The organism is Vibrio sp. CB1-5, assembly GCF_059412285.1.
On the sequence record NZ_JBJHPB010000004.1, the window covers coordinates 17,210 to 31,111 of the forward strand.

At 44.4% G+C, this 13,902-nt stretch carries 15 protein-coding genes and 1 pseudogene; 5 read left to right on the forward strand and 11 right to left on the reverse strand.

Going from position 1 to position 13,902, the window contains the following annotated elements; all coding sequences use genetic code 11:
* Positions 1-298: 298 nt before the first annotated feature.
* The 5 genes and pseudogenes from ACJB0T_RS03925 to ACJB0T_RS03945 all read right to left on the reverse strand — a co-directional run.
* Entirely contained in the window at positions 299-1,885 is a 1,587-nt protein-coding gene (locus ACJB0T_RS03925; RefSeq protein ID WP_479293954.1) for a tannase/feruloyl esterase family alpha/beta hydrolase, read from the reverse strand.
* 128 nt (positions 1,886-2,013) lie between these two features.
* Positions 2,014-2,952 (reverse strand): hypothetical protein, encoded by a 939-nt coding sequence (locus ACJB0T_RS03930; RefSeq protein ID WP_479293952.1) that lies wholly within the window; start codon positions 2,950-2,952, stop codon positions 2,014-2,016.
* A gap of 20 nt (positions 2,953-2,972) precedes the next feature.
* Positions 2,973-3,560, reverse strand: a complete 588-nt coding sequence (locus ACJB0T_RS03935; RefSeq protein WP_479293950.1) for a lipid-binding SYLF domain-containing protein — start codon at positions 3,558-3,560, stop codon at positions 2,973-2,975.
* Positions 3,561-3,628: 68 nt separating this feature from the next.
* Positions 3,629-3,979, reverse strand: a complete 351-nt coding sequence (locus ACJB0T_RS03940; RefSeq protein WP_479293949.1) for a hypothetical protein — start codon at positions 3,977-3,979, stop codon at positions 3,629-3,631.
* Positions 3,980-4,301: 322 nt separating this feature from the next.
* A pseudogene (locus tag ACJB0T_RS03945) lies at positions 4,302-4,674 on the reverse strand (IS1634 family transposase); the annotation flags it as partial.
* Between the two features lie 91 nt (positions 4,675-4,765).
* Here ACJB0T_RS03945 and ACJB0T_RS03950 point away from each other — a divergent pair.
* The gene (locus ACJB0T_RS03950; protein ID WP_479293947.1) at positions 4,766-5,080 is read left to right on the forward strand and encodes a PTS sugar transporter subunit IIB; all 315 of its coding nucleotides are present in this window, start codon (positions 4,766-4,768) and stop codon (positions 5,078-5,080) included.
* A 145-nt stretch (positions 5,081-5,225) separates the two neighbouring features.
* Here ACJB0T_RS03950 and ACJB0T_RS03955 read toward each other — a convergent pair whose 3' ends face one another.
* The 3 genes from ACJB0T_RS03955 to pyrC form a co-directional block, all read right to left on the reverse strand.
* Entirely contained in the window at positions 5,226-5,663 is a 438-nt protein-coding gene (locus ACJB0T_RS03955; RefSeq protein WP_479293945.1) for an acyl-CoA thioesterase, read from the reverse strand.
* Between the two features lie 99 nt (positions 5,664-5,762).
* Positions 5,763-6,071 (reverse strand): DUF1289 domain-containing protein, encoded by a 309-nt coding sequence (locus ACJB0T_RS03960; protein ID WP_479294564.1) that lies wholly within the window; start codon positions 6,069-6,071, stop codon positions 5,763-5,765.
* Between the two features lie 111 nt (positions 6,072-6,182).
* Complete coding sequence (pyrC, locus tag ACJB0T_RS03965) at positions 6,183-7,211, reverse strand: dihydroorotase (RefSeq protein ID WP_479293942.1); 1,029 nt, start codon at positions 7,209-7,211, stop codon at positions 6,183-6,185.
* Between the two features lie 197 nt (positions 7,212-7,408).
* Here pyrC and ACJB0T_RS03970 point away from each other — a divergent pair, with 197 nt between their 5' ends.
* Entirely contained in the window at positions 7,409-9,229 is a 1,821-nt protein-coding gene (locus ACJB0T_RS03970; protein ID WP_479293940.1) for an MOSC N-terminal beta barrel domain-containing protein, read from the forward strand.
* A 51-nt stretch (positions 9,230-9,280) separates the two neighbouring features.
* Here the strand turns inward: ACJB0T_RS03970 and ACJB0T_RS03975 are convergent, their stop codons facing one another.
* Complete coding sequence (locus ACJB0T_RS03975; protein ID WP_112462432.1) at positions 9,281-9,526, reverse strand: HP1242/YdcH family protein; 246 nt, start codon at positions 9,524-9,526, stop codon at positions 9,281-9,283.
* Positions 9,527-9,767: 241 nt separating this feature from the next.
* The gene (gene nadE, locus ACJB0T_RS03980) at positions 9,768-10,598 is read right to left on the reverse strand and encodes an NAD(+) synthase (RefSeq protein ID WP_429760558.1); all 831 of its coding nucleotides are present in this window, start codon (positions 10,596-10,598) and stop codon (positions 9,768-9,770) included.
* Positions 10,599-10,715: 117 nt separating this feature from the next.
* On the opposite strand from nadE, the gene ACJB0T_RS03985 reads away from it, so the two are divergent.
* Positions 10,716-11,228 (forward strand): nicotinate-nicotinamide nucleotide adenylyltransferase, encoded by a 513-nt coding sequence (locus ACJB0T_RS03985; protein WP_112462434.1) that lies wholly within the window; start codon positions 10,716-10,718, stop codon positions 11,226-11,228.
* Between the two features lie 31 nt (positions 11,229-11,259).
* Positions 11,260-11,754: a hypothetical protein gene (locus ACJB0T_RS03990; RefSeq protein WP_479293937.1), complete on the forward strand. Its 495-nt coding sequence runs from the start codon at positions 11,260-11,262 to the stop codon at positions 11,752-11,754.
* Positions 11,755-11,831: 77 nt separating this feature from the next.
* Here ACJB0T_RS03990 and ACJB0T_RS03995 read toward each other — a convergent pair whose 3' ends face one another.
* Positions 11,832-12,434 (reverse strand): AraC family transcriptional regulator, encoded by a 603-nt coding sequence (locus ACJB0T_RS03995; protein WP_479293935.1) that lies wholly within the window; start codon positions 12,432-12,434, stop codon positions 11,832-11,834.
* 199 nt (positions 12,435-12,633) lie between these two features.
* Between ACJB0T_RS03995 and ACJB0T_RS04000 the strand changes: the two genes are divergently transcribed.
* A complete protein-coding gene (locus ACJB0T_RS04000) occupies positions 12,634-13,776 on the forward strand; it encodes a 1-acyl-sn-glycerol-3-phosphate acyltransferase (RefSeq protein WP_479293933.1) in 1,143 nt (380 codons plus the stop codon).
* Positions 13,777-13,902: the final 126 nt, after the last annotated feature.

The window sequence follows — 13,902 nt, forward strand, 5'->3', positions numbered from 1 at the left end:
AATTTACTTTGACAAAAACTCGTTATTATCCATTAACGAAAATAAGTCATTTAGCTCTACACTCCTTCGCAGAAAATCAGATTAAATATTATGGGATACATGACACAAAAGCGATGAATTAGAGAAATTCACATTTGCAGTTCAACAATGAACTTCGGTAATTCATTGTCACCGCTTCATTTAGTATTAAGGGCGATGCTCTACCTCTACATCATGACAGCTAAGCCTAACTCGACAGCCTTGATGTTTCCTTATGCCACTCATGCCCCTCTGAAGAGGAGCATGGTTATACTAGGTCTTAGTTGGGAGATTCGCAGCGGAAGCTATTAGCACTTCTCGGGTCACCTTTACCATCCCACATCGCTACCTCCGGGTATGCACACACCTTACGGTTCCCATCAATCCCTTTTTCAGGATCAACCCAATGTGCAACCACTTCTCTCGGTGCTACATTAGTATCAGCCCATTGATTACCTTCACCCATCCAATCAACCAACCAAGGACCGACGCCTCCGGCACAATGATCTACCCCTGGTAACAGAAACAGAGCAACATCATTGGCAGCTGTCGGATCGTGCTTGATGACATCTTTGTAATAACTTACGGTGCTTGCTGGAGATATCGCAACGTCCTGTAAGCCGTTCCACATGATGAGTTTTCCGCCATTATCTCTAAACGCTCTTAGGTCAGGGTTAATCGCATCCAAATATTTTCCTAAGTGATTTCCGTCTTGACGCAGGTTGTCGAAATCATAACTCGCACTGTTGTACTCACCATCGAAAATGAAGTTCTTCATGATCCCGTGACCAAAAGCGTAACCGAAGTTTGGTGTCACCGGTGCCTTCAAGTCAGGATCAATACGTACACCAGACTGGAACTCATCCATGTCGTTAACTTTAAGCCCTCCTGCAAGCCACTTATGAATCATGTCGGCATTCGCACCAAAGTAAAAACCCTCTGCTAATGGATTGCCTTTACTGTCATAAAATCCGTTGTATACCAGTTCAAACACTTCTATCTGGTCTGAAGATAAACATTCCCCACCTTCTTCGTCACATTGCAGTGCTTGAAAGTCAACCTCACACTTCCATGGCTCAATCAGACCACTGTTGTCTAGCCCATCTGCATTTTTGCACTGCTCTGCGACCAAGCTGTTCACCAGTTCAATTTCTTTCGTTCCAATAATAGCTTTATCAAGCTGACCTGAATTTGGGAACATTTTTTGAGCAATGGCGGAGTGGTGCCCTCCTAAACGCACTGACCAGTCATAGGCTGGCGAACCAGCAACGATAACATCATAGTCCGTCGGGTAGCGCTGAGCGGCAATAAGCCCTTGCCCACCACCACGAGAACACCCGAAAAATAGGTTTCTCTCACTTTCCTGCTCATAGTATCTTTCAATGACGACTTTTGCCGTTTGTGTTGTCAGGTGTACGGCACGCCCACCAAAGTTTTCTAGTCTTTCTTCTCTGTATGGGTTTTGTGCCGCCCAACTAGACTCAAGGGCATGTGCTCTATGTCCTGTATCCGTTCCCGCAGTCGCATAACCGGGTCCCAGTGCCACCTCATCAATATAATCCACAACAGAACCGACGAAACCTCCACCTCCACTTTGGGCAAACATTCCATTCCAGTCATGAGGAAGTCTTACTTGGAAGTTAATCTCTTTTTCAATGACACCACTAACGACACAGTGCGTCTCATTACGTTCTGCACTGGTATAGCGTACATTGCTTTGTGCTGGCATTGCATTAATACTGCACTCCCCTAATACGTAATCGCTCGTTGTGCTTTGAATAGTTTCTTTATTTTCAATACCTGCTATTACTGAAGCGGAAATTAGACTCATAATGAGTGGCGAAATTTGGGTTAGTCTTCTGGACATAAAAACACTCTCCTTAAGGAGTAATCAGGATCTTTTCTAGTAATTTTCTAGGCTACTAACCTGGAATACGACTAATTATTTACTAACCCTATTGAGCGCAACAGGAATTAGAGAAATTCAATTCTGATTTAAAAGCGCCTTCCTAGTGAGAGGGTGAATTGATTCCAATTCAAAAACCCATACTCCATCATAAAACTCCACTCTTCTGCGTAACCAAAGTCATATACCATAGTCAAAGCCATATTGATCGTTTCTGCACTTTGAAGATTGACATTGTAATTTACAGACTCCATTAGACGTTCCAAATCTGTACCCTTGAAGCTATAAGAGCCCTTCATATTCTGGTCAACTCTTTGATAAGTTATTCCTACTAACCCTGCAAGTTGTCCACCTGGTACACTATATCGCTGACCAATTTTAAACGCTCCAATCGTTGTGTAGATATTGTTATCCGTCGCCGTAGTTCTCGCCACTGTATAAGCACCAACAGCAGTCATGATAAATGGATGCCAATCAAATGGATCTATTTGTCCAGCCAACACGGCACCTAGACCTACATTGGTCGCTTCATATTCTATAGGAATAGTAATGGAACCTGCTGCCTGAAGCATTCCCTCTAATAATGGCCTGCCTGGTATCTCTACATTTTCTGTATTAGCGACAATATCTTTATGACCCTTGGTATACCCCAAAAGGCCATATACATTTAGAAATGGGAATAGCCATGCATCTGCCCTTAATTGCAGGCTCTGGTCTCTTCCATCTATTCTTACATCGCCCTTGGGAATGTATATATTTGAACCTCCAAGTAAGCCTCCATTGGCCCCCAGAGAAAAGTCCGAGGTTGCCTCATATGGCATTGTTTGATCGTTGAAATATAATCCGATTCCAATAGGAGCAGGCAGCTTATACCCGAGTGCTTCTACTCGATCACCCCATATAGGTAAATGGCTCCAATGTCCCGCTGTTGTACTCGTTTCAACCACTCGTTCAATCGAGTCCTGCGCATTCACTGTGAAAATGGTAGCGAAGAAGAATGCTACTGCAATAGTCTTTACTTGTTTCATGATTATCGGTTACTTGTTATTTACTTCTGTTCTACTAACTCAAACGGGGATATTCTCGTCAGTGTTGAGGTGAATGTGACAGAGAGCCCTGAATCCAATATTAGGTATTGTTTGTAGCCCTTAGATGCAAGAATTCCACTGCCGTCGGTACTGCCATTACCACCTACATCTCCAACTTTCGCAGTTGCTTCTGCCCCTAGATTTAAAGTCCATTTTCCGCGCCTAAACTCTTCAAACTTACTCGCATCAGAAAAGAAAATGACTGTTCTCGAGCTTCTTATCCCCCAGCCAGCACCAATGTCTACACGACGTGTTTTGAGATAAGTCTTTTCACCTGTCACATTGTCAACGGCGACGCCATAACCACTACCTGCGCCAAAAACCGGTACTTTTGTGACGGTACCCGTCAATACAATGTAACCAATGGCATTATCTGCTTGCTTTTCGATGTCGATATTCTTGGCATAGAGTTCTACCAGTGTGTGTTCTATAAGTTTTTCAAATTCATCAATTTGGCTTTGTTCAGTGCTTCCAGGCACCGTAGAACAACCTGTGGTTATCAATAGGCTGCTTAATATCATTGTCAGTGGTAACTGTATTCTTCTCATTTCTAGCTTCTACTGAATTCGGGGCAAGGATTGCTATAATTTCCTACTTGTAGTCAAGTGCATGTCATTTAGCTCAGTAACTTCAAACGTTCTGGAATCCCACTTTTAAATTTTTCATAGATATTATTTGTCGCTCTCTCGATCTCTATTGAGAATTGATCCAACCAGTATATATCCGCTAATAAGTGAATATCCTCGACGAGAACGTCAAGCTCTGACAAAGTCATCAATTCAACCGGCACATCCCAAGTCTCTGAAGTATCGACCAAAATAACTCTTGAAGAGGCAGAGTATTGTCGCTTATATCTTTCGTATAAATCTGAGTATCTATCAGAGTAAAATACAACAATAGAACACTCTCCTTCACCGATATCACATATCCTATATGGTCGGTCATTCAAACATATGGTTCGCTTCATTATTAACACACACCTTCATTACAATATTTAATGGAATCAGTAGTCAGCATTGTCTACTCACCTAGTTACATAAACTCGTCAGCTTTCAATAATGCATCAGTCGCTGAACAGTCACTATGTTTTAGAGAAATTCGTTTTTGACATTTCTTGTGGACTATAAGACACAAGAAATGAATTTCTCTCATTCGTCGTCATAGAGCTTGAGGAACGATAAGTTGAAGCCATCAAAATCAGATGTACAGTAAGTGCTTAGCCACTATTAATTGTCCATCATTAATAAGAGAGTAATCATGAGAAAAGTAGCCGTCATTTCGCCGCCAATTTAGAAATAAACCGCTTGATATAGCGAACCAAGAAGTTTGAGTAGCCGCGATTGATGCTCCTGAACGCCTGTAATGAAGCTCTGACCATTGAAGTCGAGTGTGTTGATACCTTTGAGCTTTAAGAATACCTAGCGTGCTGTCAGTTTTGCTCTTGTCTTGTTTTTTACCACGTTCAGAAAGAACTCTTCGGTATTGGCGAGTTGCTCATGGATCTTGTGTTCCAAGCTAGCGCAGACGAGAAACCTAAGCGTTATAACCATTGGCAGTGCCTCTACTCGTGGAGGCTTTTTCAAGAAGATTATTTGTTAAGAACTCTGGACTTTTTAGGTCATTATAAGGTGTAGCAGCGATAAAGTAGTGATATCCCGTTGGCTTCCTCTTCTACTCCTTTCTATGAATGTCGCACTTATTATCTGAAATAGGGGGTATAATCACACATCGCTTACCATCTGAGCTACTGACGATGCTTCAAACCATCAAGCTACTACTAAAATCATTAACCCAAGTTAACCCGCACCTCAAACAAGATGTCGACACGGTTATTAAGGCCATTGGAGGACTTAACAACCTAGTCGAAACCGGTGCATGCGCGACTAGACTCCGACTGACTTTGAAAGACACATCCATCGTCGACCACAAGGCACTTAAGCATCACGGAGCGTATGGTGTTGTTGTACTTGATGATCACTACATACAGATTATTTACGGAGTAAAAGCCAATACCTACTCCCAAGAGATGGAAGAAAGGCGCGTTAAACATGCCTCCGAAAGCCAATGAGGATTGTTCGTTCGGGTGAATATGGTTCACTATCTCGAAGTACAAATATCGATGCTTTATTACATGCTTGATAGCAATAAAAAGACGCCTTTCGTATCAAACAACGTTGTCATCTGATACGAAAGGCGTAATTTTAACTTATCTGCTAGTCCGCTAACCCATTTCGCGTCTCTTTAATCGCCTCCATCAATTTCTCAGAAATCAACCCTTTCTTATTGGTATTAAAGTCAAACATCACGATGGTTGCGGTGCCAGTCGTCGTAACCTTACCAAGCTTGTGACTGACAATGCTGTACTCCATCGTGAATCTGTCTTCTTTGACATCGGTAATACGAGAACCCACGAGTAGAGTGTCGGGGTAGGTGACGGGGAGTTTATAGCGACAGTAAGTATCACCAAGTACGGGACCAACATTGGTGACGGCCATGTCTTCCATCAAACTGATGTGGCGAAAATAGTCGAGGCGAGCGGTTTCAAAATAACGAAAGTACACCGCGTTATTGACATGATTTAAGGCGTCCATTTCCCCCCAGGCGACGGGAATTTCTGTAATGACCGGAAAACCTTCAAGCAATGATTCCATTTGTTATTATCCTTTTTGTGTTTGGCTTTTACTCTATTTGCTTTTTAACAAGCTTGCAACAACCAAGGAGGGGTACATCAAGGATATTGACGGATATGGCTATTTCAACGGCAACTTACTCAAGCACTTACGACACAAACAGGTGGCTGATTTTTGCAAACTTGAGGTGTCACGTTTCTCTATCTCGAAACACCAGCAAGATGACTTTCCAGCTGAGATATCACAATAGGCGGGTTCACCACACTGCTGGCACTGGTGCGTGGATTGCTCCCCGGAGAGTTGCTCAACCTTGTCTTGGCGCTGCTCGTTATCCATAAAACGCCACTGCGAAAGTTCATCTATGGTTCGATGGCATCCGCTGCAGATCCCACCTTCATTTTTACAGGCAGCGCGGCATGGAGTGACGATAACAACTTCTTGGGACATGAACAGTAATCTCGGTTGGGCTTAAAAAAATAAGGCTCCCATTATTCATTAGGGAGCCTTACATATCCAGTGTTAGTGGGCGTTTTTTAACGCTTATTTAACTTTCCAGTTTACTGTTTCACCGCCACGAATCGGCACAACGATGTCGCTACCAAATGGCATAGTTTCTGGTACGTTCCACTCTGCTTTTTCAAGCGTGACAGTGTCTGTGTTACGAGGTAGACCGTAGAAGTCTGGGCCATTGTGGCTTGCAAAACCTTCTAGGTTCTCTAGCTTGCCTTCTTGTTCAAAGACTTCTGCATAAAGCTCAACCGCAGCGTGCGCTGTGTATGAACCTGCACAACCACAAGCGGCTTCTTTCTTGCCTTTTGCGTGTGGCGCTGAGTCCGTACCAAGGAAGAACTTCTTGCTGCCACTCGTTGCTGCCTCGATAAGCGCTTGCTGGTGGGTACCACGCTTAAGAATTGGTAGGCAGTAGAAGTGTGGCTTGATGCCACCAACCAGCATGTGGTTACGGTTGTAAAGAAGGTGGTGAGCCGTGATGGTTGCTGCAACGTTGTCGTTCGCGTTTTTCACAAAGTTTGCAGCATCTGCTGTCGTGATGTGCTCTAGAACAATCCTTAGGTTCGGGAAGTCATTCACGATAGGAGCAAGAACTGTGTCTAGGAACTCTTTCTCACGGTCGAAGATATCGACGTCGTGAGTGGTCACTTCACCGTGAACAAGCAGTAACATACCAACTTCTTCCATCGCTTCTAGAACGTGGTAGATGTTCTTTGCAGATGTTACGCCAGAATCGGAGTTTGTGGTTGCACCCGCTGGGTACAGTTTTGCTGCCACAACGGCACCAGATGCTTTCGCTTTGCGGATTTCGTCTGGTGTGGTGTTGTCAGTTAGGTATAGCGCCATTAGAGGCTCAAACTGCTCGGAAGGTTGCTCAGCCATAATGCGCGCTTTGTATGCCAGCGCCATTTCTGTGTCTGTGACAGGTGGGATAGTGTTTGGCATGATCAGTGCGCGACCGTTGTAGCGGCTGATATCGCGAACAGTATCTTTAAGAACGTCGCCGTCACGAAGGTGTACGTGCCAGTCGTCTGGACGAGTAATAGTCAATGTAGTCATTTGGGCTCCCACCAAGTTAGATTCTTCTTGAAACGGAGCCTAAACGGTGGCGAAAAATGTGAATGCAATCGCTTACGTTTAGGCGACAGGATGATAGAGGAAAACGAGTAAGATTTCACTATGTTTCTGGGACTAAGGGAAAAAAGACGTTACCATTGAGCACAAAATAAGGAAGACAACAATAAAAGGGCTCAGTCGTGTCAAAATCTCCTCTGCTTTCCCAAATCAATATCTATCCTGTTAAATCCGTTGGCGGAATTTCTCTCTCTTCGTCTTGGGTTGAGAAACAAGGTCTTTGTTTTGACCGTCGATTTATGGTCGCTCTGTCAGATGGTGCTATGGTGACCGCTCGTAAATATCCCAACATGGTCAAAGTCTCCTCGAGTTTGCTGCCAACCGGGATCATTTTTACCTATCCGGGTATGGTGCCGCTCAAACTTGAATACAGCAGTTTCAAGTTACAAGAAACGCCTGCAACGGTTTGGAAAGATAACTTCGCCGCCTACACCACAACCGATGAGGCGGATGATTGGTTTAGTCAGGTGCTGGATCAACGTGTGGAACTTCTGTTTACCGGTGAGCAGTCGAATCGTGTACGCGAAAAGTTGGGCCACAATGTGAGTTTTGCCGACGGTTACCCGCTACTGATCATTAGCCAAGGCTCATTGGATGAACTCAATCGCCGAAGTAGCGAAACGCACTCTATGGAGCAATTTCGAACCAACTTAGTGGTGGGTTCTGATGAGCCATTTATCGAGGACTCGTGGAAGCGTATTAAAATTGGTGAAGTCGAGTTTGAAGCAGTCAAACCTTGCGAGCGCTGCATTTTGACTACGGTTGATGTGGAGAAAGGTGCATTCCGTGAAAGCAAAGAGCCGCTGAATACGTTCTCGCGTTTTCGCGCGAATGAAAGAGGTGGCGTTTTCTTTGGCCAGAACTTGGTCGCCAAAAATGAAGGTATGATCCGCACTGGTGATGAGATTGAAGTTCTTGAATACAAAGATAAAGAAGTATACGACGATCTTGACGCTCAAAAACAAGAGTTTGTTTGTGTTGAACGCGAACGCGTTGCTCGCAACTTTGAAACGTTTTGGCTAGAGCCTCAAAAAGGCGCAATGCCTGATTACAAAGCAGGGCAGCACCTTCCAATTGAAATTAACCTTGATGGTCAAGTTGTAAAGCGTTTATACACTCTATCATCGAGCCCATCTCGCCCAGGGCGTTTGGCAGTCTCAGTCAAACGTATCGATGGTGGCTGCGTGTCTAATTGGCTATTTGAACACTTCCAAGTGGGGGATACCCTCATTGCAGACAAACCAAATGGCAGCTTCCATATGGCGAATGCAGACCACGAGCCATTGTTACTCCTCTCAGCGGGTAGTGGTGTGACACCTATGATGTCGATGCTTCGTGATTTGTCAGACCGAGATGCCGTTAACAATGTGGTGTTCTTCCATCAATGCTCTACTGTTGATGATATTCCGTTTGCAGAGGAGCTTAAATCACTCGAGGCTAAGCACGAGAATCTCACCGTGATGCTGTCTTTGACTCAATCTAGTGATGATTGGCAAGGCTTAAAAGGGCGCTTTAGTTTATCCCACCTCAAACAAATTCCAGATCTTACCGCAAGGCAGGTGTTTGTGTGCGGCCCTGATGGTTTCATGCAAAAGGCTAAGAACCTGATGCTCAAAAAGGGGCTAGCGGAAGACCATTATCATCAAGAAGCCTTTGGTGTTGCGACAGCGACAGAAGACAGCGTTAAGGCGCTTCAAATCAGTATCGATGGTAACGTATTTGAAGGGGATAACCAGAAAACACTGCTGGAGCAGGCTGAAGATGCGGGAATGTCGATTGCGCATACTTGTCGTGCTGGTTTTTGTGGCGCATGCAAGGTGACGGTGGAGTCTGGCTTGGTTCATCAACCCGATGTACCTGCGATTCAAGAATCGGAAATTGCGGAAGGTAAGGTGTTAGCGTGTTGCTCAGTGCCAAGAACGGACGTGGAAATCGTGAGTTAATCGTGATTATAGGTGCCAGTGTCCAACTGGCACCGGCTTTGATTTACATGCTTATTTTGAAGCACTCACTATACGTTGATGCAACGAGTCTTTTAAAACGGCTCTATCATGTTTTAGCTGATGCATCTCGGTATCTTCGATAGGTGAACCGTTGAGTTCCAACACACGAATTTCTTTATCCAGAGCATTGTAGTTTTTAGTATCTGCAGCAAAGCCTTGATCGCTTTGTGTCAGTGCTAAAATGGTATCTTGATGTTCTGGAAATTCCTTAAGAAGAGAGTGATCTTCGCCTAACATAGCAACCCCTTTTTATTCGATGAACAATGGTTTCGATGAACAACAGTTTTAGCTTGGGCATGTGCACAAGTGGATTGATGCGCGCGAAGGCGTGTTATCACCTGTGCTCTTATAACAATGGCACAAGTTAGGGGTGATTAAAAGTTGACCGGTGGGAAGATTTGATTTCAGCGAAGTAAATCACAAGCTAGAAAAAAGCCAGCAATTTTTTTGCTGGCTTTTGGCATTTATAAGATGCGGATTAGTCGTAGATTGTCGGGATCGCTTCACGTTTGTGTTGTGTTGCTTTGTAAATAGCAACCAACTTGTCTGAAACGTCTTGAGAAACGGGTTTGCCCTCTAAGAAGTCATCAATTTGATCGTAGGTTAGGTTTAGCGCATCTTCGTCGGCTTTTTGTGGGTCGAGCTCTTCAAGATCTGCTGTTGGTGTTTTCTTAACAAGTAACGCTGGCGCACCTAGCGTTGCTGCTACTTCACGAACTTGGCGTTTGCTCAAACCAAATAGCGGTGCTAAGTCACAAGCGCCGTCACCAAACTTGGTGTAGAAACCTGTGATGTTTTCTGCTGAGTGGTCAGTGCCAAGCACTAAACCACCAACGTAACCAGCGATTTCGTACTGAGCTACCATACGTGCACGCGCTTTTACGTTACCTTTAACAAAATCGACTTTCGCCGCATCTGTTGGTAATAGGCCAGTGCCTTCTAGTGCAACGTGCGATGCAGCATGAAGACCATCTACACCCGCTTTAATATTAACTGAGACAGAATGAGTCGGCTCAATGAAAGAGAGCGCTAGCTGTGCTTCGTCTTCGTCTTTCTGTTCACCGTAAGGCAGGCGTACTGCGATAAATTGGTAGTCGTTACTGTCGCTCGCTTGGTTAAGCTCGTTTACCGCCAATTGTGCCAAACGGCCACAAGTTGTTGAGTCCACACCCCCACTGATACCAAGAACGATGGATTTGCATCCAGACTGCTGCAATTTACTCTTAATAAATGCAACACGGCGTTCAATTTCAAATTGTGGGTCGATAGACGGAAGCACGCGCATCTCGTCTCGAATAAGTTGTTCCATGTGGGATCCCTTTTCCTGCAAGCAAAAATGATTTCTTGTATGATACCTACGAACATCGCTGAAAAAAAGTTACAGTGGTGGCCAATCTATGCATAGATACGATTTATTGAGATACATATGACAAAAATAGCGATATTTGGCAGCGCCTTTAACCCACCGAGCCTTGGCCACAAGAGCGTGATTCAATCATTGAATCATTTTGACAAGGTGCTGCTAGTACCGAGTATCTCTCACGCTTGGGGAAAAAGTATGTTGGATTACAGCATTCGCTGCCAACTGGTCGATATGTTTATAGACGATCTAGCCCAAAGCAATGTCGAGCGCTCCGATATCGAAGAACACTTGTATCAGCCAAATAGTTCAGTGACCACATTTGCAGTGCTAGAAGCCTTAGAACAACGTTACCCTGATGCCGAGCTGACCTTTGTGCTGGGGCCTGACAACCTATTTAGCTTCGAAAAGTTTTATAACGCTCAGCAAATCGTTGAGCGTTGGTCATTACTTGCCTGTCCCGAGAAAGTGAAAGTCCGCTCTACCACTATTCGCTACAGTTTGTCCCAAGGTTTGAATGTAGATCACCTAACAACAGTAAGTGTTGCTAAACATTTGGTCGCCCATAAGCTATATTGACCATATAACTAAAATGGATAATTTATAAAAAATGAAAGCAACATGGATTTGTATTGCTTTAGCAGTGGCCGTCAGTAGCCCTCTTGCGTATGCATTTTGTGAGAGTAATTCGAGTAAGTCTGTCGTTATTAAAGCGACGGAAGAAGAGTCTTTTTGCTCGCTTATTACCAAGCCCTTCAGTTATATCGGAAACCAAGTTGTGACGCTTGGCGGTCTAATTGAGCCTGAAACCCCAACCAACTCTTTGCAAGACTCCTATTGGGATCAATGGCTGTTGAACCAAGAGTCTGAACCGGTGTTGACCGGAAATATCGACAATAGCTTTGTTGGGATTGGCTTTTGGGCGCCTGAAGAAATTGCTCGTCGTAAAGATGAAATGTCGATGCAAGAGTGGTTGATGGCGCAGGGACTTCACTTCGGTGTCGGATTTGGCGAGAAAGGCAAAGAGCCGAGACTGCGTCTTGATTATCGTTGGCACCAAGACTACCAAGGTGACATGATGATGCAGGTAGAAGTCCCGTTTTAGACTCTATTGGCTACCTGACATTATTGAATAAAAACAAAGCGAGCCTTGGCTCGCTTTGTTGTATTTAGGGCAGTAATCTACAGCTCGTTTCCGAGCAAACTTAGTGTTAGCTGTTGGAATTGTTCCATGTTTCCAGCAAACAGCTGTTCACAAATGGTCTCTGGTTTTTTTCCAGACAATTTAAGCTTTCGAGCTTCACGAACAAGAAGAACCAATGCCAGTTCACCTGTGACCTTATCTGAGCCCGGTGTCCAACGAGAGATGTTTTCGCTGGTGCTGTCGAGACTCAGTGTCGGTGACAGTGCCCCTGCTTCATGGCGCATGACTTGCAGCAGGTCGTTTTTCATCTCGTCACTTGGTGAAGCGATGATTTTTTCTAGAATCGCGCTGATAAGTGGTGTGGCTTCTACACGGCCCGCTTGGCTCGGAAATTTGTCACGCAATCGAATTGAAAACTTTAGAGTACTTAGTTTGGTTTGCGGTAATATGGTCAAGCTGGTTAGGCAGTCAAAAGGCAACCAGAAAAGCTCGCCGGCCTGGTATAGGTATTCGTTCTTACCCAACCTGACCATCACTTGGCCTTCTTCGACACGAAACAACTGGTTATGCAGTGTTTTTTTACGTGCGGTGATAGTGACAAAGTCGTAACTGGTAGATTGAAAGTCGATTGCGTGATTCATGTCGGTCTTTAGCTGTGGATCTGCGCGTAGGTTACCCCTTGATGAGGGGAATGCCAACTAAAGATCACACTTTTATATTGCTGTTAATGAACAAGATGCTAAAACTGTGGTCTGACCTTAACAAAAATAGACGTAATAGGGCTGCGGTCTTTAGTCACAGGGCGTAGAATATGGCAGCTTTTAATTTGATGTAACAAACATGACAACACAGACAGATCCTTATATTGATATTCGTCCTTACAATGATGACGAGATCCCAGCCGCGATTGATCGACTGATCAACGACGCTGAATTTATTGATGCTATTTTACAGCACCGTTTTTCTAATCATGCGCCTTGGTTTAAAGCGCTGATGAGCCCATTGGTCAAAGTGTACCTAAAATTTAAGTGGGCGAAGCTTGATAGCGTAGAAGCTATTCAGCTAGAAGTGAAAAAGTACCTAGAGCAGACGCTAAACGCAACAACACAAGGTGTGACTTATCAAGGTCTTGATAAGTTGGACAAAAACACCTCTTACTTATTTGTGTCGAATCACCGTGATATCGCGATGGATCCGGCGCTTGTTAACTATGGCTTGCACCAAAACAATCACAGAACCGTTCGTATTGCTATTGGTGACAACTTACTTAAAAAGCCTTGTGCGACAGAACTGATGCGCCTTAACAAGAGCTTTATTGTTAAGCGCTCGCTAAAAGGCCCGCGTGAGATGATGAGAGCCTTAGGGACGTTGTCTTCGTACATCAAGCACTCACTAGATACTGGTAACTCAATCTGGATTGCTCAGAAAGAAGGGCGCGCAAAAGATGGCAACGACTTCACTGACCCAGCAATTCTAAAGATGTTCCATGTTGAAGGTCGCAAGCAAAAAGTGGTGTTTGCGGAGTACATTCGCTCTTTGAAAATTGTACCTGTATCGGTTTCTTACGAGAATGACCCGTGTGATATTGCTAAGGCAAAAGAGCTGTACGAAAAAGCGACGCATGGCAACTATCAAAAAGGTGAGTTCGAAGATATTGAAAGCATCGTGCAAGGTATTATTGGTCGTAAAGACCGCGTAAACGTGGTGTTTGGTGATGTGATTGACCAAGACTTTGAAACACCAGAGGCATTGGCGCAAGAGATCGACCGCCAAATCCATGCAAACTACACCTTGTTCCCAATCAACAAGTTGGCTGCTGGTTTGGAAGATGACACCATTACTGAAGCGACACACACAACGCTACAAGAGAAGCTTGATGTGTTGCCAGAGGGCGCACACCAATACTTGCTAGATAGCTATGCCAACCCGGTTAAGAACATTTTGCTAGACAAGGCAGTGATGCCAGAAGTTGCAGAAGCGTAAAGACGTTTCGAACCTTACTGGAACAGTGAAAACACCACCTTTGGATGAATCCAATGGTGGTGTTTTTTTATGCTCAATATCATGGAGGTAGAATGAGCCAGCTTGTTCTTCGCTGTACTAGTAAGT

What these genes read in the sequence shown, in the direction of transcription:
- ACJB0T_RS03985 (WP_112462434.1), top strand. Translation starts at nt 10,716, where the DNA reads ATGACAAAAATAGCGATATTTGGCAGCGCCTTTAACCCACCGAGCCTT.
- ACJB0T_RS03995 (WP_479293935.1), bottom strand. Translation starts at nt 12,434, where the DNA reads ATGAATCACGCAATCGACTTTCAATCTACCAGTTACGACTTTGTCACT.
- pyrC (WP_479293942.1), bottom strand. Translation starts at nt 7,211, where the DNA reads ATGACTACATTGACTATTACTCGTCCAGACGACTGGCACGTACACCTT.
- ACJB0T_RS03975 (WP_112462432.1), bottom strand. Translation starts at nt 9,526, where the DNA reads ATGTTAGGCGAAGATCACTCTCTTCTTAAGGAATTTCCAGAACATCAA.
- ACJB0T_RS03925 (WP_479293954.1), bottom strand. Translation starts at nt 1,885, where the DNA reads ATGTCCAGAAGACTAACCCAAATTTCGCCACTCATTATGAGTCTAATT.
- ACJB0T_RS03935 (WP_479293950.1), bottom strand. Translation starts at nt 3,560, where the DNA reads ATGAGAAGAATACAGTTACCACTGACAATGATATTAAGCAGCCTATTG.
- ACJB0T_RS03930 (WP_479293952.1), bottom strand. Translation starts at nt 2,952, where the DNA reads ATGAAACAAGTAAAGACTATTGCAGTAGCATTCTTCTTCGCTACCATT.
- ACJB0T_RS03950 (WP_479293947.1), top strand. Translation starts at nt 4,766, where the DNA reads ATGCTTCAAACCATCAAGCTACTACTAAAATCATTAACCCAAGTTAAC.
- ACJB0T_RS04000 (WP_479293933.1), top strand. Translation starts at nt 12,634, where the DNA reads ATGACAACACAGACAGATCCTTATATTGATATTCGTCCTTACAATGAT.
- nadE (WP_429760558.1), bottom strand. Translation starts at nt 10,598, where the DNA reads ATGGAACAACTTATTCGAGACGAGATGCGCGTGCTTCCGTCTATCGAC.
- ACJB0T_RS03990 (WP_479293937.1), top strand. Translation starts at nt 11,260, where the DNA reads ATGAAAGCAACATGGATTTGTATTGCTTTAGCAGTGGCCGTCAGTAGC.
- ACJB0T_RS03955 (WP_479293945.1), bottom strand. Translation starts at nt 5,663, where the DNA reads ATGGAATCATTGCTTGAAGGTTTTCCGGTCATTACAGAAATTCCCGTC.
- ACJB0T_RS03940 (WP_479293949.1), bottom strand. Translation starts at nt 3,979, where the DNA reads ATGAAGCGAACCATATGTTTGAATGACCGACCATATAGGATATGTGAT.